This is a genomic window from Saccharopolyspora rosea (assembly GCF_025643595.1).
GTDB lineage: Bacteria > Actinomycetota > Actinomycetes > Mycobacteriales > Pseudonocardiaceae > Saccharopolyspora > Saccharopolyspora rosea.
Map to the genome: position 1 here is coordinate 4,967,705 of NZ_CP102826.1, position 22,825 is coordinate 4,990,529.

Consider the following 22,825-nt stretch of genomic DNA (forward strand, 5'->3'; position numbering starts at 1 on the left):
ACTAGAGAACGATCGTTCTCCTCGCAATCCCGGGAGCCCCAGTGCAGCGCAGCGAAGCCGCGGAACGACTGCTGGACACCGCGGAGCGGCTGTTCTACGAACGCGGCGTGCACGCCGTCGGCATGGCCGAGCTGCGCACCGCCTCCGGCGTGTCGCTCAAGCGCCTCTACCAGTGCTTCGCCTCCAAGGACGAGCTGGTCGAGAGCTACCTGCGCCGCCGCGACGCGCGCTGGCGGACCGCGCTGGCCGACCACGTCGCCGCCGCGGAGCGCGAGCCGGCCGAGGCGGTGCTGGCGGTCTTCGACTGGCTGGCCGAGTGGTTCGGGCAGCCGGGGTTCCGGGGCTGCGCCTTCCTCAACACCTTCGGCGAGTTGGGCGGCACCTCCCCCGCCGTCGCCCGCGCGGTGCGGGAGCACAAGCAGGCCGTGCGCGAGTACCTGGCGTCCCTGGTCGCACGCCTGGACGTGCCGCACCCCGAGCAACTGACCGAGCAGCTGCTCATCCTGGTCGACGGGGCCACCGCGACCGCTGCGGTCGGCGGTGGCGCACCCGCCGCGCGCACCGCGCGGGCCGCAGCCGAAGCACTGGTCACAGCTCGCTCACAGCCGCGATGACCGTCTTGCTTGGTGTGACCCGACGCACAATCCTGTCAGTGGCACGCCGGTACCGGCGTACGGGGCTCGCCATGAGGGAGGCGTCCCATGACACTGATGCGGGTCAAGTCAGTTGAGCAGTCCATCCGCGATGCGGAGGCCCCCGAGTTCCGGCTGCGACGGGTGCTGCGCGCCGTCGACCTGCTGGGCATCGGCATCGGCGCGATCATCGGCACCGGCATCTTCGTGCTCACCGGTGTCGCGGCGGCCACCGACGCGGGCCCGGGCATCGCGATCTCGTTCGTCATATCCGGCATCGCCTGCGGGCTGGCCGCGCTGTGCTACGCGGAGTTCGCCTCGGTGGTGCCGGTCGCGGGCTCGGCGTACACGTTCTCCTACGCCTCGCTCGGCGAGTTCCTGGCGTGGATCATCGGCTGGGACCTGATCCTGGAGTTCGTCATCGGCGCGTCCACGGTGTCGGTGGGCTGGTCGCAGTACTTCGACCACGCGCTGAGCGCCCTCGGCGTCCACCTCCCGGGAGCGCTGACCGCCGCGCCCGGCGCGGGCGGGATGGTGGACATCCCGGCCGCGGTCATCGCGCTGCTCCTGACGGTGGTGCTGGTGGTGGGCATCCGGCTCAGCTCGTCGGTCACCAACGTCATCGTCGCGATCAAGCTGGCCGTGGTGCTGTTCTTCATCATCTTCGGGGCGTTCTTCGTCAGCACCGCCAACTGGGTCCCGTTCATCCCGCCGCACCAGCCACCCGCTCCCGGCGGCACCGGGACCGGGCTCAACCAGCCGCTGGTGGACGCGATCTTCGGCAACAGCGGTTCGTTCGGGCTCAGCGGCCTGGTGGCCGGGGCCGCGCTGGTGTTCTTCGCCTACATCGGGTTCGACATCGTCGCCAGCGGCGCGGAGGAGACCCGGCGGCCGCAGCGGGACATGCCGATCGGCATCCTCGGATCGCTGGCGATCTGCTCGGTCCTGTACGTGCTGGTGTCGCTGGTGATGACCGGCATCGTCAAGTACCCGGGGTTGAACACCGCGGCACCGATGGCGACCGCGTTCCAGGCGATCGGCGCGCCGTGGGCGGTCGGCCTGGTCTCGATCGGTGCGATCTGCGGGCTGACCACCGTCATCCTCATCCTCATGCTCGGCCAGGCCCGCGTCGGTTTCGCGATGAGCCGGGACGGGCTGCTGCCGACGTGGTTCGCCAAGGTCCACCCGAGGTTCCGCACCCCGTACCGGATCACCGTGATCACCGGTGTCGTGGTGGCGATCATCGCCGCGCTGACACCGATCAACGTGCTCGCCGAGATGACCAACATCGGCACGCTGTTCGCGTTCGTCCTGGTCTCGGCCGGGGTGCTGGTGCTGCGCCGGGCCCGCCCCGACCTGCCGCGCGCGTTCCGGGTCCCGTGGGTCCCGGTGATCCCGGTGCTGGCGGTGCTGGCCTGCCTGTACCTGATGCTGAACCTGGAGGGCTGGACCTGGGTGCGGTTCGGCGTGTGGATGGTCATCGGGCTGCTGGTGTACGCGCTCTACAGCAGGCGCAACAGCCGGCTCGGCCGCGGCGAGTCGATCGAGCAGACCGCCGAGGAGTTGTGATCCGCCCGCCGGGACCGCAGTCGCCGACCGCGTGAGGTGCGCGGGGTTCCCGTGGAACCCCGCGCACGGCCGGCTCGGGGGCGGTCCTCACACCTCCAGGTAGCCCAGTTGCGAGGACAGCTCCTTGGCGGCGACCCGCATGGCCCCGACGACCTCGCGCATCCGCTTGCGCGAGAAGCGGTACGACGGGCCGGAGGCGCTCAGCGCCGCGATCACCTCGCCGTCGTGGTTGTAGACCGCGACCGCCGCGGCGTTGAGCCCCAGCTCCAGTTCCTCGTAGCTGGTCGCGTAGCCGTCGCGGACGATCAGGTCGAAGTCCTCGCGGAGCTTCGCGGCGTCGGTGACGGTCCGCGTGGTGTAGCGCTCCAGCGGCCTGCCCAGGATCTCCGCCTGGTCGTCGTCGGGCGCGTGCGCCAGCAGGACCTTCCCGCTGGAGGTGGCGTGCAGCGGCGTGCGCTGACCCACCCAGTTGTAGGCGGTGACCGCGGCCGTGCCGCGCGCCTGGCTGATGTTGATGGCGACGTCGTTGTCCCGGATCGCGATGTTGACCGTCTCGCCGAGGTCGGCGGCCAGCGACTCGCAGAACGGGCGGCCGAGCCTGGGCAGGTCCATCCGCTCGGTGGCCGCACCCGCCAACCGCACCACGCCGAAGCCGATGGCGTACTTGCCGCGCTCCCCCAGCTGCTCCACCAGGCCGCGCGCCTCCAGCACGCTGACCAACCGGGAAGCGGTGGACTTGTGCACGCCCAGCTCCCCGGCGATCTCGGTGATCCCGGCTTCTCCGTTGCGCGCCAGCAGTTCCAAGACGGTCACAGCCCGGTCGACGGACTGGACCAGTGCGCCAGAACTCCTTCCGCGTGCCTCATCTGAGCTACCCACGGGTCAACCGTATCCGTTCGAGGTGCACATCCTGGAACCATCCGTTATCCCTCTTGACGTTGTCGCAACAAAAGGGTCAGATTTGTTGCACATAATACGCCCTGTTTCACATTGTGCAACGGAGGTGTGGGGTGTTGGCTCTCGCTGGGTGCGCCGTCCCGGGCGTGGTCGTGCTATGAGGACGGTGGCCGTCGTCGGTTCGTCGGTGGCGGGCTGGCGGGCCGCCCAGGAACTGCGCGAACAGGGCTTCGACGGACGGCTGGTGATCATCGGCGCCGAGTCGCACCGACCGTACGACCGACCGCCGCTGTCCAAGGAGTTCCTGGTCGGAGAGCTGCAACCGGCTGAACTCGCGCTCGGCTCCGAGCAGGAGGAAGCCGAGCTCGCCGCCGAGTGGCGGCTCGGCACCACCGCCGTGCGCCTGGATCCGCGGCGCGGCGCGGTGGTGCTCTCCGACGGCACCGAGGTGCGGGCGGACGGCGTCGTGGTGGCCACCGGCTCGACCCGGCTGACCGTGCCCGGCGCGGAGGAGGCGCCCGGCTGCCACCTGCTGCGCAGCGTCGACGACGCGCTGGCGCTGCGCGGCGAGGTCCGCGCCGGGGCCCGCGTGGTGGTCGTCGGCGGCGGCCTGATCGGCGGGGAGATCGCTTCCGCGTGCCGGTCGCTGGGCGCGCACGTGACCCTGATCGACGGCCAGCACGTGCCGCTGGCCCGCACCCTCGGGCTCGAACTCGCGCCGCTGTGCCTGGAGATGCACGAGGAGAACGGGGTCCGGGTGCGCTGCGGCACCCCGGCCACCCGGGTCATCACCGACGGCTCGCCGGTCACCGGCGTCGAACTGGCCGACGGCCGGGTCGTCCCGGCCGACGCGGTGGTCGTCGAGGTCGGGGCCGAACCCACCACCCGGTGGCTGCGCGGCTCCGGGCTGAAGCTGCGCGACGGGGTCGTGACCAACTCCGGGTGCGTCACCGCGCTGCCCAACGTCGTCGCGGTCGGCGACGTCGCGCGCTACCTGCCGCCGCACCGCAGCCACAGCATCCGCAGCGACCACTGGTCGACGGCGATGAACCAGCCGCCGGTCGCGGTGCGCAACCTGCTGGCCGGGAGCACGGTCGAGCACTACACCGGGATCCCGCACTTCTGGTCCCAGCAGTACGGGGCGACGCTGCAGTACGCGGGGTACGGCGGCCCGAAGGACCAGATCACCGTCGTGGAGGGTTCCCTGGCGGCGCGCCGGTTCGTGGCGACCTACCAGCGCCAGGGCCGCACGGTGGGCGTGTTCGCGCTGAACATGCCCAAGCAGTTCGCCGTGCACCGCCGACGCCTCGTCGCGGCCTTCACCGCGGCCGAACCGGTCGGCGCCCGCTCCCGCCCGTGAGCGCCTGCCGCCGGGGGCGCGCGGCACCGCGTCAGCGGCCGGTGAACTCGGTCATGGCGTCCAGCAGGAGGTCGGCGAGGTAACCGGCGAAGGAGCAGGGCACGAGCAGGCGGTAGGCCGGTTCCGGGCCGACCTGCCAGAGGACCGCCTGGGTGCGGCCGACCGCCGTCCGCGCGCACCGGCCCGGGCCGAAGGCGCGCGGGTGCAGGTCGAGCGGGCACACCTTCTCCAGCACCTCCCGCGCCATCCGACCGGACAGCCGCAGCGCAGTGCGGCTCGCGGACACGTCGACCGTCGATCCCGGCGCATCGGCCAGCGCACCGCGGGCCGCGGTGAGCACCTCGTCGGCGAGCCCGTCGGGCGCCACGAGCAGCCACTCGTCGTCACCGAGCCGCAGCGCGGCGCGCTCGGCGTCCCCGGTGACCTGGCCGGGCCGCGGCAGGGCCAGGCCGAGGGCGTGCTGGACGCGCGCCACCGCCGGGCTCCCCGCGGGCACGCGCAGGTCGACCTGGGTGCGGAACGGTTCCTCGGCCAGCCGCACGCCGCGCAGGCCGTCCGCGCCGCGGGCCTCGAACTCGACGGCGCGGTGGGCCAGCGGGCTGCGGCGCAGCGAGCGGGTGTCGACCTGCCGGTCAGCGGGGCTGACGACCGTCACGGCGGGCTCCTTCCTCGTCGTAGAACACCGGTCCGGTCACCCGGACCGGGATCGACCGGCCGGACACCGGGGCGTGCAGCACCTCGCCGACGCGCCGGCGCCCGTCCGCCACCAGCGCCAGCGCGAACGTCCTGCCGAGCGCGGCGCTGCGGTAGCTGGAGGTGACATGGCCGAGCGTCGGCACCGGGGGTTCCCGGGCGACCTCGGGTTCGACCAGGGGAGCACCCTCCGGCAGCCGTTCCCCGGGGTCGACCGGCAGCAGCCCGACCAACTGCTTGCGCCCCTCCCGCGCGGCGTCCGGCCGGGCGAGCGCCCGCTTGCCCACGAAGTCCGCGCGCCGGGACACCACCCGGTCCATGCCGAGGTCGAGCGGGGTGACGGTGCCGTCGGTGTCCTGCCCGATGACCACGAACCCCTTCTCGGCGCGCAGCACGCGCACGGTCTCGGTGCCGTACGGGGTGATCCCGAAGTCCTGCCCGGCCTCGTGCACCGCCTCCCAGACCGCCAGGCCGTACCAGGTGGCCACGTCGACCTCGAAGGCCAGCTCACCGGAGAACGAGATCCGGCTGATCCGCGCCGGGATCCCGCTGGCCAGCACCGTCTCCCGGAACTCCATGAACCGGAACGCCTCGGCCGAGACGTCCAGCTCCGGTGCGACGCGGGCGATCACCTCGCGGGAGTCGGGGCCGACCACGGCGAGCCCGGCCCACTGCTCGGTGACCGGCGTGCAGTGCACGGCCAGGTGCGACCACTCGGTCCGCAGCCACTCCTCCAGCCACTCCAGGACCGCGGCGGCGTTGCCGGTGGTGGTGCTCATCAGGTAGCGGTCCTCGGCGAGCCGCAGCGCGACGCCGTCGTCGAAGACCGCCCCGTCCGGGGTGCACAGGACGCCGTAGCGGCACCTGCCGACCGCGAGCTCGGCCAGGGCGCTGGTGCAGATCCGGTCGAGGAACTCCGGCGCGTCCGGCCCGACGACCTCGATCTTGCCGAGCGTGCTGACGTCCACCACCGCCACGCCCTCGCGCGCCGCGAGGCATTCGCGGTGCACGGCGGCGTCCACGTCCTCGCCGGGGCGGGGGTAGCACCGCGCCCGCCGCCACTGGCCGACGTCCTCGAACTCCGCGCCGTGCGCGACGTGCCAGGAGTGCATCGGCGTGGTGCGCACCGGGTCGTGCAGCTCGCCGCGGTCGCGCCCGGCGAGCAGCGCGAACGACACCGGGGTGCACGGGCGGGACGTGGTGGTGCCGGCGTCGGCGGCCAGCGCGTCGGCGACGAGGCCGATCGCGCCCACCCCGGACGTCCTGCCCCGGTCGCTGCCGACGGTCGGGCTGCGCTCGACCGAGCGCCACACGTCGGCCACCGTGGAATCCCGTTGCAGGTCGACGAAGTGGTCGTGCCACCGCTGCGGGTCGCCGTCCTCCGCCGGGACCAGCCACAGCGGACGCGGCTGGGCCGCCGGTCGGTCGCCGCTGACCGGCGGCACCGGCGGCGACGCGACGCGGAACCCGGCGGCGGTGGACGCCTCCGCCCCGGCGGCCAGACCCTGCGCCAGGCACCCGGCCAGGTCGTAGGTGCCGCGCGCGGCACCCACCACGCGGGGCAGCCCGGCGCCCTGCTCGGGCACGAACCCGGCGACGACCTGGTCCCAGCGCAGCGTCCCGCCCGCCTGGCTGAACAGGTCCAGCACCGGGCTCCACCCGCCGCAGACCGCCAGCAGGTCGCAGTCGAGTTCCTCGGCGGGACCGGCGAGCAGCCCCGCGTCGTCGACCGGCGCGACGCGCACCGACCGCACCCGCCGCTGCCCCGACGTGCCGACGACGGCCGAACCGGTGTACAGCCGAGCCCCCGCTTCGCGGGCCTGCGCGCGGAGCCGTTCCGGCGGGTTCGGCCGGGTGTCCACGACCGCGACGACCCGCGCCCCGGCCGCGGCGAGATCGGCCACCGCGCGGTAGGCGCTGTCGGAGGTGGTGAACACGACCGCCCGCCGACCCGGCAGCACGCCGTAGCGGTTGAGGTAGCTGCGCACGGCCGAGGCGAGCATGACGCCCGGGCGGTCGTTGTCGGCGAACACCACCGGCCGTTCGCGCGCGCCGGTCGCCAGCACCACGCGCCGCGCGCGCACGTGCCACAGCCGCCGCCGGTTGCCCCGGTGCTCGGCGACCAGCAGGTGCCCGTGGTCGTGGTGGCTGACGGCGGTGGCCCGGGTGAGCACCCGGACCTCGGGCAGTTCCACGAATTCCCTGACGGCGCGGGAGATCCACGCGGTGGCCGGACGCCCGTCGATGTGCTCGGCACCGTCCAGCAGCGCCCCGCCGAGTTCGCGCCCCCGGTCGACGAGGACCACCCGCGCGCCGCCGCGACCGGCGGCCAGGGCGGCGGCGATGCCGGTCGGTCCGGCACCGACCACGGCGACGTCGGCGTGCGCGTACTTCTTGTCGTGGACGGTGTCCCCGGGTGCGTTGCCGAGCCAGCCGACGCCGGACAGGCTCGCCGCCTGGAGGCCGTCGAACAGCTCCAGCTCGGTCGCCGGGACCATCGGTTCCGGGCGTCCGTTGAGGACCTGCACGTGCGCGTTGGGTTCGGTGCAGTCGGCGGTGACGATGCCGCGCGGCCGGTCGCGGTGGATCGACGGCCCGACCTCGATCCGCCCGGACGCCAGCAGCGCCGAGGCGAGCGTGTCCCCGGGGTGCCCGGTGAACTCGATGCCGTCCAGGGTGAACCGCAGGGTCCGGGTGCGGTCGATGCGCCCGCCGCTGTCCAGCCGGGTCATGGGGTCACCGTCCCGGGGAGCTCGGAGCGCACCTGGACGACGGTGCGCCACCGGCGGCATCCGGCGGTGTGCGCCCGGTGGATCAGCGACATCGGTGCCTCCTGGGGACGGCGAGCGGGTTGCCCGTCAGCGCGCGACGGCGGTCGCGCCGGGTTCGTCGACGAGCGCGCCGGTGGTGAAGCGTTCGAGGCCGAAGGGCTCGTTGAGCGGATGGGGACGTCCGGTGGCGATGGTGTGCGCGTACACCCAGCCCGCACCGGGGGTCGCCGCGAACCCGCCGGTTCCCCAGCCGCAGTTGAGGAACAGGTTCTCGTACGGCGTCGGGCCGATGATCGGCGAGGCGTCCGGGGTGACGTCCGCAGTGCCCGCCCAGGTGCGGACCACGTGCGCGTTGGCGAAGATCGGGAACAGCTCCAGCGCGGCGGCCAGTCGCCGTTCCACCGCGTGCACCGGGTCCTGCCTGCCGTCCTGGGCGTCCACGCCCGCGCCCAGCACCAGCTCTCCCCCGCGCGCCTGGCTGCAGTGGACGTGCGCGTGACGCGACAGCACCGCGCACGGGTGGACGGGTTCGAGCGGTTCGGACACCAGCGCCTGCAACGGGTGGCTCTGCACCGGGACGCGGAGTCCGAGCGCGTCGGTGAGCGACGCGGTGCGAGCGCCGACGGCCAGCGCCACCCGGCCGGCCGAGATCGGGCCGCGCGCGGTGCGCACGCCGGTCACCCGGTCGCCCGCGGTGAGGAATCCGGTGACCTCGCAGCCCGGGACGAGGTGGACGCCCAGTTCACCGGCCCGGCGGGCGAACGCCCACGCCACGTGGTCGTGCTCGGCGATCCCGCCGCGGCGGTGGTAGGTCGCGCCGAGCACCGGGTAGCGGACGTCGCGGGAGAGGTCGAGGACCGGGCAGATCTCGGCGATCTCCTCGGGGGTCACCCACTCCGCGTCGACGCCGTCGAGCTCGTCGGCGAACACCCGCCGCCGGGAGTCGCGGACCTCCTGTTCGGTGTGCGCGAGGTCGAGCACACCGGGCCGGCCGAGCAGGAATTCGTGCTCCAGCTCGGCGGGCAGCCGCTCCCACAGCCGCAGCGCGTGGTCGTGGAACGCGGCGCGCTGCTCGCCGCGGTGGGCGGTCCGGATGATCGCGGTGTTGCGGGCCGTGCTGCCGCCCGCCGGCCACCCGCGTTCCAGCACGGCAACGTTGCGGATGTCGTGGTCGCGCGCGAGGTAGTAGGCGGTCGCCAGGCCGTGGCCGCCGGCACCGACGATCACCACGTCGTAGCGCAGCTGCGGCCCGGGATCGCGCCACCGCCGCGCGGGCGGCTCCGGCGGCGGGGTGCGGGACGGGGTCACCACAGCCTCCAGGGATGTCGATGAACCAGCAGTGACCTGGGAAGAAGAAGATCCGGATTTTGACCGACAACTGATATGTCAGTTGGTGGCGTAGAGTACGAGCCATGTCTGGCGCCGTCAATTCCCGGTCCGGCGACGCGCGTTCGCAGGCCGAGCGCGCCTACCTGACGCTGCGCGACCGCATCCTGACGCTGGAACTGCCGCCCGGCTCGCCCGTCCAGGAGGAGCCGCTGACCCGGGAGCTGGGCATCGGGCGCACCCCGTTCCGGGAGGCGGTCAAGCGCCTGGAGGGCGAGTCGCTGATCGCGATCTACCCGCGCCGGGGCAGCTTCGTCACCGAGGTCAACATCACCGACCACGCGCTGATCGCCGATGTGCGGCGCCGCCTGGAGGGCCACGCCGCCCGACGCGCCGCCGAGCGGGCCACCGACGCCGAACGGTCCGAACTGGACGACCTGCGGGCGCTGGTGACCGATCCCGCCGACGGGCAGCCGACCATCATGGACGTCGACACCCGGGTGCACCGCGCGATCCACCGCTGCACCCACAACCGCTACCTGGAAACGACTCTCGGCCAGTACTACAACCTCGCCCTGCGCATCTGGTACCTGTTCTTCGACCGGCTCCCGGACGTCACCGACCACGTCGGCGAGCACGCCGAGCTCCTGAAGGCGGTGGTGGCCGCCGACGCCGACCGCGCCGACCGCATCGCGGTGGCCCACGTCGACCACTTCGAGCGGGCGATCCGCCAGGTGATCTGACCACCCGAACCGGGTTCGCCCGCAGCCCGCAACCGGGGTTGTTTCCCCTGTCGCAGCTAGACCTTTCGGTGTTTCAGCGGCCGGGCGGACGGCACTGTCCGTCGTCGGAACCGGGGCGGATGACCCCGGCCGGATGATCCGGCAAATCGACCTCTCCGTGTCCTTGACGGACCCGGTCACCGAGGCGCACTGTTGCGTTACACGCAGTTAGTTGTCGTAGACGCAACAGGGCGGCACTCATGGGACCGAACGCCCAAGCTCTCGTCATCGGCACCGACGGCGCGGGGTGCGGCACCGCCCACCACCTCGCCCGCCTCGGCGCCACCGACGCGCTCGTCGTCGACCGGGGACCGCTGCCCGCCACCGACCTGGCGCCGCGAACGGCCCCGTCGCCGACCATGAGCAAAAAGTCCCTGGCGGGAGCGCGGGACATCGTCCAGCCTGGGCCGTGGGCAGGGCGCTACTGGTCACCGATCGTCGGCGCCGAACAACGGGCGATCCGCGAGCGAGTGGCGATGTGCGACATGACCTCCCCGGCGCGTACCGACAACACCTGCCGCCGCACGCGGCCCCTGGGGGCCGCGGGGCGATCACGACGCCTCGCACGAGGCGTTGCGGTCCTCCCGCGCGAAGCGGCTGCACGGCGGCGAGGAACCGGTGAGCGCACCAAGACTGTCCTGTGTGGACGATGGCGGACGGCAACCGCACTGCTCAGCCGAGCTCGGGCCGCGGCCCCGTCCGGACCGGACACCTCGGTGCAGGTGTCCGACTTCGACCAGCGACATCCGGCGCGATCGTCGCTGACCCCGTGTTCGACCCCGAGATGATCCGAATGCGCTGCTGATCGCGCATTCACCAGCACATCCGCACAACGCCCGGTCACCGATCGTCCGTGGTGGAGGTGTCGGCTACCCACCCACCGCCGGAGGGAGGCGCACCGGGCGTCCGCTCCGCACCCGGCCCACCGACAGCGAAGAAGGAGCGTCCGATGGCCATCAACCCCAACCCCGGAGTCCTGCTCTACCCCCGGCTGCGCAAGTCGCCGTTCTTCTACGCCTCCCGGCGGCACGGCGTCGGCCTGTACAGCGTCTACAACCACACCTACCACGCCCGTCACTACGGCGACCCGGTCGGCGAGTACTGGGCGCTGCTGGAGGGCGTGACGCTGTGGGACGTCGGCGTGGAACGGCAGGTCGAGATCACCGGCCCGGACGCGTTCGAGTTCACCAACATGCTGGTGCCGCGCGACCTGAACAAGTGCAAGGTCGGGCAGTGCAAGTACGTGTTCGTGACCAACGAGGACGGCGGGATCATCAACGACCCGGTGCTGCTGCGGCTCGGGGAGAACCACTTCTGGCTCTCGCTGGCCGACAGCGACGTGCTGCTGTGGGCCAAGGGCCTGGCGCACAGCCTCGGGATGGACGTGCAGATCCGCGAACCCGACGTGGGACCGGTGCAGATCCAGGGGCCGAAGTCCGGCGACGTCATGGTCGACCTGTTCGGCGACTCCATCCTGGACGTCCCCTACTACTACGCCGTGGAGAAGGAACTGGACGGCATGCGGGTCGTGGTCTCCCGCACCGGCTACACCGCCGAGCTGGGCTACGAGATCTACCTGCACGACGCCAGCCGCGACGGCGTCAAGCTGTGGGAACGCGTCTGGGAGGCCGGTGAGCCGCACGGCATGCGGGTCATCGGACCCTGCCACATCCGCCGGATCGAGGCCGGGATCCTGTCGTGGGGCTGCGACATCACCTACGACACCAATCCGTTCGAGGTGGGTTACGGCTTCGAGAAGACGTGGATGGTCGACCTGGACCAGGAGGCCGACTTCATCGGCAAGGAGGCGCTGCGCCGGATCAAGTCCGAGGGCATCAGCCGCAAGCTGGTCGGCGTGGAGATCGGCGGTCCGGGCGTCGGTTCCTTCAACGACGGTCAGATGATCGACGTCTTCGACGTGCACGACCCGCGCGGGCTGCGCATCGGCGAGGTCACCTCGGCCTGCTACTCGCCGCGGATGGAGCGCAACATCGGCTTCGCCATGGTGCCGATCGCCTACCACGAGCTGGGCACCGAACTCGTGGTGCACACCCAGCACGGCCCGCAGGAGGCAGTGGTGGTGGAGAAGCCGTTCCTGGACCCGACCAAGGACATCCCCAAGCGCCTGGTACGCGCCAGCGCCTAGCGAACGGCGGTGATCTGCCATGAGCGTCAACACCGAACGGCTCCACCGGTCGCTGATGAGCGCCCGGTTCGAGATCCTGCCGCTGCGGGGCGCGGTCGAGCAGGCCGAGCACCTGCCGCCGGGAACCACGGTCACCGTGACCTCGTCCCCGGCCAAGGGCGTGGACGCCACAGTGGACCTGGCTGCCCGGCTCCGGGCCCGCGGCTACCACGCGGTGCCGCACCTGGCCGCCCGGCTGGTGTCCGACGACGCCCATCTCGTGGCGCTGCTGGACCGCATGGCCGTCGAGGGGCTGTCCGAGGCGTTCGTGGTGGCCGGGGACTCCCCGCGCCCCGCAGGGGAGTTCCCGGATGCCCTGTCGTTGCTGCGGCGGATGCACGAACTGCAACGCCGACCGGCCCGGGTCGGCATCACCGGGTACCCGGAGCGGCACGCGTTCATCCCGGACCACGCGGCCGTGCAGGCCATGAACGACAAGGCCGGTTGCGCCGACTACGTCGTCTCCCAGATCTGCTACGACCCGGTGACCATCGCGTCGTGGGTCAAGACGGTCCGGGCTCGGGGCATCACGCTGCCGATCCACATCGGCGTGCCCGGCGTGGTGGACGTGACCAAACTGCTGCGGATCTCGCTGAAGATCGGGCTCGGCGAGTCCATGCGCTTCCTGCGCAAGCAGCACGGAGTGGTGTCCCGGCTGCTGACCCGCTACACGCCGGATGAACTGTTCGACGAGCTCTCCCCCTACCTCGTCGACCCGTCCGAGGGCATCGCGGGCTGGCACTTCTTCACGTTCAACGAAGTCGCCAAGACGGTGGAATGGCGTCACCGGCTGGCCGCCGAGCTCGGGGAGGTTCCCGCATGAGCATCCCTTCCGACCTGGACATCTCCCGCTCCACCGCGCTCAAGCCGTTGGACGAGGTCGCGGCGCAGCTGGGGCTCGGACCGCACCTGCTCGAACCGTACGGGCGCGACGTCGCCAAGATCTCGCTGGACGCGATCGACGAACTCGCGGACCGGCCGGCGGCCCGCTACGTCGTGGTCTCGGCGATCACGCCGACCCCGCTGGGCGAGGGCAAGACCACCACGACCGTCGGTCTCGGCCAGGCGCTGCGGCACCTCGGCAAGCGCTCGGCGGTGGCGGTCCGCCAGCCGTCGATGGGGCCGACCTTCGGCATCAAGGGCGGCGCCGCCGGTGGCGGCTACAGCCAGGTGGTGCCGATGGAGTCGCTGAACCTGCACCTCACCGGCGACATGCACGCGGTCACCGCGGCGCACAACCTGCTGGCCGCGATGCTGGACAACCACCTGCACAAGGGCAACGCGCTGGGCATCGATCCGCACCGGATCACCTGGCGGCGAGTGCTCGACGTCAACGACCGGGACCTGCGCAACATCGTCACCGGGCTCGGCGGACGCGCCGACGGCACGCCGCGCCAGACCGGGTTCGACATCACCGCGGCCAGCGAGGTGATGGCCGTGCTGGCGCTGTCCACGTCGTTGCAGGACATGCGGCGGCGCCTGGGCCGGATCGTGGTCGGCTACACCCGCCGGGGCGAACCGGTCACCGCCGAGCAGCTGAAGGCGGCCGGGGCGATGACGGTGATCATGCGCGAGGCGCTCAAGCCGAACCTCATGCAGACCACCGAGAACACGCCGGTGCTCATCCACGCCGGACCGTTCGGCAACATCGCGCACGGCAACTCGTCGGTGGTCGCCGACCGGATCGCCACCCGCTGCGCCGACTACGTCGTCACCGAGGCCGGGTTCGGTGCCGACATGGGCGCCGAGCGGTTCTTCAACATCAAGTGCCGCACCTCGGGCCTGCGCCCGGACGCCGCGGTGCTGGTGGCGACCGTGCGCGCGCTCAAGGCGCACTCCGGGCGGTACAAGGTGGTCGCGGGTCGCCCGCTGCCGCCGGAGATGCTGGCGGAGAACCCCGACGACGTGCTCGCCGGTGCGGACAACCTGCGCAAGCAGATCGACAACATCCGGTTGCACGGCGTGTCCCCGGTCGTCGCGGTCAACGCCTTCCCCACCGACCACCCGAGCGAGCACGACGCGATCCGGCAGGTCGCCGAGGCCGAGGGAGCCCGGGTGGCGGTCAGCAACCACTACCTGGAGGGCGGCAAGGGCGCGGTCGACCTCGCCGAGGCGGTCGTGGAGGCGGCCGAGGAACCGAGCCGGTTCGAGCTGCTCTACCCCGACTCCGCCGACCTGCGCACCAAGATCGAGACCATCGCGACCAAGGTGTACGGGGCCTCCGGCGTCTCCTACCAGCCCGCCGCGGCCAAGGCGCTGGACGACTACGAGGCCAACGGGTTCGGCGAGCTGCCGGTGTGCATCGCCAAGACCCACCTGTCGCTGAGCTCGGACCCCACCCTGCTCGGCGCGCCGACCGGGTGGACCCTGCCGGTCCGCGAGGTCCGCGCCTCCGTCGGCGCCGGGTTCGTCTACCCGATCTGCGGCGAGATGCGCACCATGCCGGGACTCGGCTCGCACCCGGCGGCCGAGCGCATCGACATCGACGAGCACGGCCAGATCGTCGGGCTGAGCTGATGGCCGACGCCCCCGTCGAGCCCGCGTTCGCCGAACGCGGGCTCGACCTGTCGCTGCGCCACTACCTCGCCGAGGTCGCCGCGCCGACACCGACCGCGACCGGCGGCGCCGTCTGCGCGATCACCACCGCCTCGGCCGCCGGGCTGGTGGCGATGACCGCCCGCCTGTCCACCTTCGACGGAGCCGACCGGCTCGCGGCGGACGCCGAACTCCTGCGCTCCCGCGCGCAAGCCCTCGCCACCGAGGACGGTGCCGCGTACGCGGCCGTCCTCGCCGCGCGCCGCGAGGGAGCGGCGGCGTTGCGCGCCGCGTACGCGCGGGCGGCGGAACCGCCGCTGGCCATCGCGAGCACCGCCGCGGAGACCGCGGGGCTCGCGGAGCTGCTCGCCCGCCGCGGCAAGCGCGCCGTGCGCGGTGACGCCGCCGTCGCCGCGTCGCTCGCCGCCGCCGTCGCGCGCAGTGCCGCGGCGCTGGCCCGGCTGGACCTCGCGGCGGCCGGCGAGCCCACGGCTGCCGACGACGCCGAGCGGGCCGCCGCGGCGGCCGCGCGGGCTGCCGACGCCGCCCTGGCGGCCCTGGCGTAGCCGGGATCAGTCCGACAGGCCCAGCCGGAGGTGCTCGATGTGGTAGACGGCCTCGTCGAGGAGCTGGGCCACGTGGTTGTCGTAGAGGGCGTAGACGACGCTGCGGCCGGAGCGGGTGCCGACGACGAGGCCGAGCGAGCGCAGCAGGCGGAGCTGGTGGGAGACCGCGGACTGCTCCATGCCGACGGCGTCGGCGAGTTCGGTGACCGCCATCGGGCGCTGCCGCAGTTCGCTGAGGATCAGCAGGCGGGACGGGGTGGCGAGCGCCTGCAGGGTCTCGGCGACCGAGGCGGCCGACGCCGCGTCGAGCCGTGCGGTGGGTGTGACCTCGCGCTTGACCCCGTGCCCCATGCCGGGCAGTCTAACCTGGTGGGATACATGAACACCTGATCAGTCATTCATGTATGGTGCGCGGCGTACACCGCTGCCGACACCGAGAGGCGCTCGCGATGACCGCACTCACCGACCACGCCCCGGCCGGGACCGAGCGTCCGACCCGGCGACGCGGCCCGTTCGCCCTCGCCGAGGCGCGCTGGGCCGCCGCGGCGCTGGGCGCCTTCCTGCTCGGCCTCGCCGTCCAGCTGTCCGGCGGTCCCTCGTGGCTGTTCTGGGCGCTGTACCTGGTCTGCTACGCCACCGGCGGGTGGGAACCGGCGCTGGAGGGGTTGCGGGCGCTGCGGGAGAAGACCCTGGACGTCGACCTGCTCATGATCGTCGCCGCGCTGGGCGCCGCCGCGATCGGGCAGATCACCGACGGAGCGCTGCTCATCGTGATCTTCGCGACCTCCGGTGCGCTGGAGGCGTTCGCCACCGCCCGCACCGAGGACTCCGTGCGCGGCCTGCTCGACCTCGCGCCGGACACCGCCGTGCGACTGCGCGACGGGGTCGAGGAGACCGTGAGCACCGCCGAACTCCGGGTCGGGGACGTGATCGTGGTGCGCCCCGGCGAACGGATCGGCGCCGACGGGCGCATCGAGGACGGCACCGGCGAGGTCGACCAGGCGTCGATCACCGGCGAGTCGCTGCCCGCGCCGAAACGCCCCGGGGACGTGGTGTTCGCGGGCACCCTGAACGGCACCGGGGCGCTGCGCGTGCGGGTCACCGAGGACGCCTCGGAGTCGGTGATCGCGCGGATCGTGGCGATGGTGGCCGAGGCGAGCCGGACCAAGGCCGGTACCCAGCTGTTCATCGAGAAGGTCGAGCAGCGGTACTCGGTCGGCGTCGTGGTGGCCACGCTCGCGGTGTTCGCGGTCCCGCTGCTGTTCGGCGAGGCCCTCCAGGACGCGCTGCTGCGCGCGATGACGTTCATGATCGTCGCCTCGCCCTGCGCGGTGGTGCTGGCGACCATGCCGCCGCTGCTGTCGGCCATCGCCAACGCCGGACGGCACGGCGTGCTCGTCAAGTCCGCAGTGGTCATGGAACGCCTCGGCGACACCGACCGGGTCGCGCTGGACAAGACCGGCACGCTCACCGAGGGCGCCCCGCGGCTGGTGGCCGTGCACCCGCACGACGGCTGGGACGCCGACGAGGTGCTCCGGCTCGCCGCGGGCGCCGAGCACCTCAGCGAACATCCGCTGGCCGGGGCCGTCGTGGCGGGCGCGCGGGACCGCGGGATCGCCGTCCCGACGGCCGCCGACTTCCGGGCCGAACCGGGGCGCGGCGTCGCGGCCACAGTGGACGGACGCCGGGTCGAGGCGACCCGGCCGGAGCGGTCCCGCGACTCCGGGCACACCGCCGTGGTGGTCGCCGTGGACGGGACCGAGGTCGGGGTGCTGGAGATCGCCGACCGGCTGCGCCCCGACGCGGCGGCGGCCGTCGGCGCGCTGCGCCACCTCACCGGGTCCGAACCCGTGCTGCTCACCGGCGACAACGAGCGGGCGGCGGCGCGGGTGGCCGCAGAAGTCGGCATCGGCGACGTGCGGGCCGGACTCCTCCCGCCGGACAAGGTGGCGGCGGTGCGCGACGGGCGCACGATGGCGCTGGGCGACGGCGTCAACGACGCGCCCGCGCTGGCCGCCGCGCACTGCGGGGTCGCCATGGGCCGGGCGGGCGCGGACCTGACGCTGCGGGCCGCCGACGTGGTGGTGGTCCGCGACGAACTCGCCGCCGTTCCGAAGGTCGTCGACCTGTCCCGGCGGGCCCGCCGACTGGTGAAGCAGAACCTCGTCATCGCGGGCGGGGTCATCGCCGCGCTGGTGGTGTGGGACCTGCTCGGGGACCTGCCGCTGCCGCTCGGCGTGGCCGGGCACGAGGGGTCGACGGTCCTGGTCGGCCTCAACGGACTGCGGCTGCTCGCCGAACGCGCCTGGCAGCGCGGTTGAGCGCCTGTCTCCGAACCTGCTCCCAGAACAGGCGTGGCAAGCGGCGACAGCCGCTTCCTACGTCGGTGAGCGGTCTCGCAGCCCGCACCACCGCGGGTTCTCAGCGGTCGGCTCGCGAGGACAGCCCCGACGCCGTGTATCGGACATACAAAAGGAGGGGCTCCCACAGCCGATGTGACTGTGGCGCGTCAGCGCCTCCGTGGGGGGCGGCGGTCGGGCGACGGGCGGGCCGCTGAGGTTCCGCCACCGGCACCGCCACGCACAACGAGTTCGAAGGCAGGAAGACCCCGGTGCGGCGCGGCGGATACCGTGGCACGCCGGGGAGGAGATCAGGATGGTTGATGTGCCGTTGCCGCCGCCCGACCCGCGCGGGCAGGACTGGCGGACCGTGACGCCGTTGCGCCGGGTCCTGCTGATCGCGGACAACGCCACGGCCATGACGCGGTTGCTCGACCTCGTCGACCTCTTCGACGGCGATCTCCGGGTGCAGTGCTGCTTCGTCTGGAACAGCGAGGCCCCGTTCCCGGACGGCCTGCACCGGATGTTCGCCGCCGCCGGGATCGTCCCGCTGCCGCGGGAAGCGGTGCGCAGCCGAGATTTCGACCTCGCGATCACCGCGGGCCACAGTGGACTGTCGAAGCTGCGGACACCGCTGCTGTCCGTCCCGCACGGAATCCGGTACACTAAGATCGCGGAAACCGGAAACCGGAAACCGGAAACCGGAAACCGGAAACCGGAAACCGGAAACCGGAAACCGGAAACCGGAAACCGGAAACCGGAAACCGGAAACCGGAAACCTCTCGGCCTCGGCCCGGAGTTGACGCGCGAGGACGGGTGTCCGGTCGCCGATGCGATCGTCGTCTCGCACCACGGGCAACTCGCGCGGTTGCGGGCGGAGAACCCGGCCGCCGCCGATGTCGCCGTGGTCACCGGGGATCTCTGCTACGACCGGTTGCGAACCAGCGCGCCGTGGCGGCGCCGGTACCGGCGCGCCTTCGGCGTCGATGACGACCAGGTCCTCGTGGCCGTCAGCTCGACGTGGCGACCGGAGTCGTTGCTGGGGTCGGTGCCCGAGCTGTACGAGCGGCTGCTCGCCGAACTGCCGGCGGACCGGTTCCGCGTCGCCGCGATCCTGCACCCGAACATCCGCGATGCGCACCAGGAGCACGAGGTGCGGCGGTGGTTCGCCCCGCTGCGCCGGGCGGGTCTGGCCGTCGTGCCCCCGGAGCGCGGCTGGCGGGCGACGCTGGTCGCCGCCGACCACCTCATCGGCGATCACGGCTCGGTCACCGCGTACGGGGCGGCGTCGGGCCTGACCACGCTGCTGGCGGCCTTCCCGGAGTCGCGGGTCGCGTCCGGCTCGGTGGTGGACCTGCTCGGACGGCTGGCACCGAGGCGGCGCCTGGACGAACCGCTGTTGCCCCAGCTGCGCAAAGCCGCCGCCGAGCACACCCCCGGCCGGTACGGGGCGCTGCACGAGCGGATCACGTCCTTCCCGGACGAGGCGGCCGAACGCACCCGGTCGCTGTGCTACTCGATGCTCGGGCTCGACCCGCCCCGGGGCGAACCGGTGGTGCCGCCGGACGATCTCGCCGGGCTTCCGGACTCCCCGTGGTACTGGCGTCCGACCGCCGCGTACGCGAGCACGTCGGTGCACAGTGGACGATCGGTCCAGGTGGACCGGTTCCCGGCGGAGCTGCTGTCCGCTGCGGACGTTCCGGACGGCGCGCACCTCGCGGTGACCGCCGACCACCCCGGCAGACGGCTGGCGGCGCTGGCCGACGTGGTGGTGCTCGCCGACGCCGAGGGGTGGGGGCGGCAGGCCGACGGCTGGTTGCGCGACACCCTCGATTCCCGCCCCGGTGCCCAGCTCGCCGCCGCGGTGCGCGGGGACGAGTGCACGGTGCTCACCCGCTGGGGGCACCGGTACCGGCTCCGCGAACCCGGCGGGTCGACCGATCCGGCGCTGCTCGCCTCCGCGGTGTTCGGGTGGCTGGCCGCCGCTGGTGGTGGTGACCCGACCGGCCTGGTCGTCAACGGGCGAGCGGTCGAGGTCTCATGAGTCGGCGTGCCGCCCCAGCAGCGCGCGCGCCCTGTCGTCGCCCAGCAGGGCCAGGATCTCCCCCGCCTCGCGCCGGTGCCGGGCGGCGCCGTCCGCGTCGCCCTGGCGCGTGGCGATCTCGGCGAGCACTTCCAGGACGGCGGCCGTGTCGGCGGCCGACCGCACCTCCCGGCACAGCCCGAGCGCCCGCTGCGCCCATCCGGCGGCCTCCGGCACGTCGCCGACCTGCAGGTGCGCCTGCGCCAGGGACAGCGCGATCTTCGCCGGGTTGGCGCGCTCGCCGAGTCCGACGAAGAAGTCGAACGCCTCCCGCAGCCGCGGGATCGCCTCGTCGCCGCGTCCGGCCGCCGTCAACACCCGCCCCGAGTGCATGCGGTAGAGCCCGCGCGGGCGTTCGCGGCGATCCGGTTCGAACCGGGTCTCCACGATCTCCCGGGACTTCTCGAAGCACTCCAGCGCCGCGTCGAACTCGCCCCGGCGCTCGTGGATCAGCCCGGACCACTCGACGGCGCTCTGCCGACCGAGGGCGTCGCCGATGCGGTCGGCGAGCGCCGCGGAGCGCTCGAAGTGCTCCTGCGCGGTGTCGTACTCGTGGGCGATGAAGTAGGCGGACCCGTGCTGGGAGTGCATCCGGACCAGGGCCCGATCGTCACCGGCGCGCTCCGCGGCCGCCACGCCGAGCGGCTGGACGGCGAGGACGTCCTCGTAGTGGTCGCGGTCGACGTGGTACGGGAAGAGGCTTTCGCACAGCTGCCACACGCGGTCGTGCATCCCGGCCTCCGCGGCCACCCGGACCACCTCGGTCAGCGTCGCGCGCTCGGCGTCCAGATCCGCCAGCGCCCTGGCGTGCGCGTCCTCGCCGCGGTGGGCCGGGACGACGTCGGCGTAGCGGTCGCTGAGCCGACGGCGCTTCGACAGCACCACGTCGCGGGCCATGACGAAATCGTGGTAGTGCCGGACGATCCGGCGCAGCGCGTCCTCGCGGTGCGCCGCCGGGTCCTCCTCCAGCGCCTTGGCCCGCGCGTGCTGGCGCAGCAGGGCGTGGAAGCGGTGGCGACCGCTCTTGGCGGGCATCAGCAGGTTGGCTCGGGTGAGGGCGAGGAGGGTTTCCTCGGCGACCGGTTCGGGCTGGTCGAGCAGCGCCGCCGCGGCGGCGGGCGAGAACTCCGCGCCGGGGTGCAGCCCCAGCAACCGGTAGGCGCGGCGCAGCTCGTCCGGCAGGTCGCGGTAGGCGGACTCGAACTGGGCCCGCAGCAGCCGTTCGCCGTCGACCTCCAGCCGGTCCAGCAGGTCCGCCACCACTCTGTCCACATAGGACGATATCGAGGATCGCCCGCGCAACCCGGCGGCGGCGATCTGCAACGCCATCGGCAGCCTGCCGCACGCCGCGCTGAGCTTGCGCAACGCCGGTTCCGCGTCCGGCTCGGACACCGCGGCGGACAGCAGCCGCAACGCGGCGTCCTCCTCGAACGGCGCCAACGGCAGCGGCACCACTCCCCCGCCCAGGAACGGCAGTTCGCGGCGGGAGGTGACCAGCACCGCGCTCGCCGCCGAGGACGGCAGCAGGGCCAGGACCTGCGCGGAGGTCGCCGCGTCGTCCAGGACGACCAGCATCCGGCGGGACGTGGTGAGGTTGCGGAACGCGGCCACGCGCTCCTGCTCACCGGCGGGCACGTCGGCCAGGCCCAGCTGCGGCAGGAACGTGCCGAGCACCTCGGCCGGGGTGCGCGGCCGGTCGGATCCGCCGATCTCGCCGACCAGGACACCGTCCGGGAAGCGGTCCTTGACCCGGTGCGCCCACCGCAGCGCGGTCATCGTCTTGCCGACGCCGGGCATGCCGCTGAGCACCGCGATCAGCGGGCGCCCCGCCTCGTCGGCCTCGTCGAGGTGCCGGTCCAGCGCGTCGAGTTCGGCAGTCCGGTTGGCGAACCCGATGAACGCCGGGTCCAGGGGCAGCATGTCCGGCCTCGGCGGTCGCGCGCCGCCGCCGAACTGCAACAGCAGCTGGTCGACGCGCCCCGCCTGCACCAAGCCGCCCTGGACGTCACCGGTGTTGCTGTTCATGCGTTCCCCCACCGAGGCTGTCGATCACCTCCGCCGACCATACCGGCCCGGCCGTCGGCATCGCCTCCGTCACACATAGTTGCGCAACACAACCATTCCGTTAGCGTGAGCGGCAGAGCCGATCGTGAGGAGGACAGGCGTGGCATCGAACGAGCAGTGGGACATCGTCTCCGGTGTCGGCATCACCGCGCTGATGGTCGCGGTCGCGCGCGCCACCGAGAGCCGCCGCGACGACGCCCTGGTGCACGACCCGTACGCCGCGGTGCTCGCCGAAGCGTCCGGGGCACCGCAGGTGGCCGCTGCCGAGCAGCACGCGAACTGGGACGACACCACCCAGTACATCGGGTTGCGCTCCCGCTACTTCGACGACTTCTTCCGGCGGGCCGCCGACGAGGGAGCGCGGCAGGCGGTGGTCCTGGCGTCCGGGCTGGACACCCGGGCGTTCCGGCTGGACTGGCCGGAGGGCTTCCGGGTGTTCGAGATCGACCAGCCGAAGGTGCTGGAGTTCAAGGACACCGCGCTGGCCGACCGCGGCGTCCAGCCGCGCTGCGAGCGCACCGCCGTGCCGGTCGACCTGCGCGAGGACTGGCCCGCCGCGCTCCGCTCCGCCGGGTTCGACCCGGGCGCGCCGACCGCGTGGCTGGCCGAGGGCTTGATGCCCTACCTCCCGGCCGCGGCCGTGCTGCGGCTGCTGGAGGCCGTCGACGAGCTGTCCGCACCGGGCAGCGCGTTCGCCGTGGAGAACATCACCGCCACCAGGCCGACGCTGCTCGCCGACGAGCTGTCCGAGACCTCCCGGGAATGGGGCGTGGACATCAACTCGCTGTTCAGCGAGGACGACCGCCCCGCCGTCGCCGACCGGCTCGGCGCGCTCGGCTGGAAGGTGCACCAGACCCCGGTCCCGGACGTCGCCGCCCACTACGGCAGGACGCTCGGCCCCATCGCGGAGCGGCTGTCCGCCGTGGGCAACATGCTCATCGCCCAACGGCCGCACTGACGCCGGAGCGCTTCGAGGGTCCTCCGCGTGGCGCTACCCGCACCGCCGCGCGGAAGACCTCGACG

General features: G+C 73.0%; 17 protein-coding genes. 11 read left to right on the top strand and 6 right to left on the bottom strand.

The annotated features are described in order from the left end of the window. Positions 1-41: 41 nt before the first annotated feature. Positions 42-614 (top strand): TetR/AcrR family transcriptional regulator, encoded by a 573-nt coding sequence (locus NV263_RS23070; RefSeq protein WP_263248703.1) that lies wholly within the window; start codon positions 42-44, stop codon positions 612-614. A gap of 87 nt (positions 615-701) precedes the next feature. Beyond that, complete coding sequence (locus NV263_RS23075; protein ID WP_263248704.1) at positions 702-2,201, top strand: amino acid permease; 1,500 nt, start codon at positions 702-704, stop codon at positions 2,199-2,201. Between the two features lie 87 nt (positions 2,202-2,288). Here the strand turns inward: NV263_RS23075 and NV263_RS23080 are convergent, their stop codons facing one another. Next, on the bottom strand, positions 2,289-3,080 hold the full coding sequence (locus tag NV263_RS23080) for an IclR family transcriptional regulator (RefSeq protein ID WP_263248705.1): 792 nt from the start codon (positions 3,078-3,080) through the stop codon (positions 2,289-2,291). Between the two features lie 175 nt (positions 3,081-3,255). Here NV263_RS23080 and NV263_RS23085 point away from each other — a divergent pair, with 175 nt between their 5' ends. After that, positions 3,256-4,458: an NAD(P)/FAD-dependent oxidoreductase gene (locus NV263_RS23085; RefSeq protein WP_263248706.1), complete on the top strand. Its 1,203-nt coding sequence runs from the start codon at positions 3,256-3,258 to the stop codon at positions 4,456-4,458. Between the two features lie 31 nt (positions 4,459-4,489). Here the strand turns inward: NV263_RS23085 and NV263_RS23090 are convergent, their stop codons facing one another. From NV263_RS23090 to NV263_RS23100, 3 genes are all read right to left on the bottom strand, one after another. Then, the gene (locus NV263_RS23090; RefSeq protein WP_263248707.1) at positions 4,490-5,113 is read right to left on the bottom strand and encodes a sarcosine oxidase subunit gamma; all 624 of its coding nucleotides are present in this window, start codon (positions 5,111-5,113) and stop codon (positions 4,490-4,492) included. After that, positions 5,091-7,883 carry a glycine cleavage T C-terminal barrel domain-containing protein gene (locus NV263_RS23095; RefSeq protein ID WP_263248708.1) on the bottom strand — a complete coding sequence of 931 codons (2,793 nt, stop codon included), beginning with the start codon at positions 7,881-7,883 and terminating at the stop codon, positions 5,091-5,093. Before NV263_RS23095 ends, NV263_RS23090 begins: the two co-directional genes overlap by 23 nt. A 126-nt stretch (positions 7,884-8,009) precedes the next feature. Further along, complete coding sequence (locus tag NV263_RS23100) at positions 8,010-9,230, bottom strand: FAD-binding oxidoreductase (protein ID WP_263248709.1); 1,221 nt, start codon at positions 9,228-9,230, stop codon at positions 8,010-8,012. A 104-nt stretch (positions 9,231-9,334) separates the two neighbouring features. On the opposite strand from NV263_RS23100, the gene NV263_RS23105 reads away from it, so the two are divergent. The 5 genes from NV263_RS23105 (at position 9,335) to NV263_RS23125 (ending at position 15,316) form a co-directional block, all read left to right on the top strand. Next, positions 9,335-9,991: a GntR family transcriptional regulator gene (locus NV263_RS23105; RefSeq protein WP_263248710.1), complete on the top strand. Its 657-nt coding sequence runs from the start codon at positions 9,335-9,337 to the stop codon at positions 9,989-9,991. A 988-nt stretch (positions 9,992-10,979) separates the two neighbouring features. Continuing rightward, positions 10,980-12,176, top strand: a complete 1,197-nt coding sequence (locus tag NV263_RS23110) for a glycine cleavage T C-terminal barrel domain-containing protein (RefSeq protein WP_263248711.1) — start codon at positions 10,980-10,982, stop codon at positions 12,174-12,176. Between the two features lie 19 nt (positions 12,177-12,195). Beyond that, positions 12,196-13,038, top strand: a complete 843-nt coding sequence (locus NV263_RS23115) for a methylenetetrahydrofolate reductase (RefSeq protein WP_263248712.1) — start codon at positions 12,196-12,198, stop codon at positions 13,036-13,038. Then, positions 13,035-14,732: a formate--tetrahydrofolate ligase gene (locus NV263_RS23120; protein WP_263248713.1), complete on the top strand. Its 1,698-nt coding sequence runs from the start codon at positions 13,035-13,037 to the stop codon at positions 14,730-14,732. The genes NV263_RS23115 and NV263_RS23120 overlap by 4 nt, the downstream gene beginning before the upstream one ends. Next, the gene (locus NV263_RS23125) at positions 14,732-15,316 is read left to right on the top strand and encodes a cyclodeaminase/cyclohydrolase family protein (protein ID WP_263248714.1); all 585 of its coding nucleotides are present in this window, start codon (positions 14,732-14,734) and stop codon (positions 15,314-15,316) included. The genes NV263_RS23120 and NV263_RS23125 overlap by 1 nt, the downstream gene beginning before the upstream one ends. Positions 15,317-15,322: 6 nt before the next feature. Here the strand turns inward: NV263_RS23125 and NV263_RS23130 are convergent, their stop codons facing one another. Continuing rightward, entirely contained in the window at positions 15,323-15,667 is a 345-nt protein-coding gene (locus NV263_RS23130; RefSeq protein ID WP_263248715.1) for an ArsR/SmtB family transcription factor, read from the bottom strand. Positions 15,668-15,765: 98 nt separating this feature from the next. On the opposite strand from NV263_RS23130, the gene NV263_RS23135 reads away from it, so the two are divergent. Next, positions 15,766-17,637, top strand: coding sequence for a heavy metal translocating P-type ATPase (locus tag NV263_RS23135; protein WP_263248716.1), 1,872 nt, complete (start codon positions 15,766-15,768; stop codon positions 17,635-17,637). 334 nt (positions 17,638-17,971) lie between these two features. Continuing rightward, positions 17,972-19,699 carry a serine/threonine-protein kinase gene (locus NV263_RS23140; protein WP_263248717.1) on the top strand — a complete coding sequence of 576 codons (1,728 nt, stop codon included), beginning with the start codon at positions 17,972-17,974 and terminating at the stop codon, positions 19,697-19,699. Here the strand turns inward: NV263_RS23140 and NV263_RS23145 are convergent. Beyond that, the gene (locus tag NV263_RS23145; protein ID WP_263248718.1) at positions 19,694-21,763 is read right to left on the bottom strand and encodes a tetratricopeptide repeat protein; all 2,070 of its coding nucleotides are present in this window, start codon (positions 21,761-21,763) and stop codon (positions 19,694-19,696) included. The two genes, NV263_RS23140 and NV263_RS23145, sit on opposite strands and share 6 nt — an antisense overlap. 139 nt (positions 21,764-21,902) lie before the next feature. Here NV263_RS23145 and NV263_RS23150 point away from each other — a divergent pair, with 139 nt between their 5' ends. Continuing rightward, positions 21,903-22,760, top strand: a complete 858-nt coding sequence (locus NV263_RS23150) for an SAM-dependent methyltransferase (protein ID WP_263248719.1) — start codon at positions 21,903-21,905, stop codon at positions 22,758-22,760. Positions 22,761-22,825 lie beyond the last annotated feature (65 nt).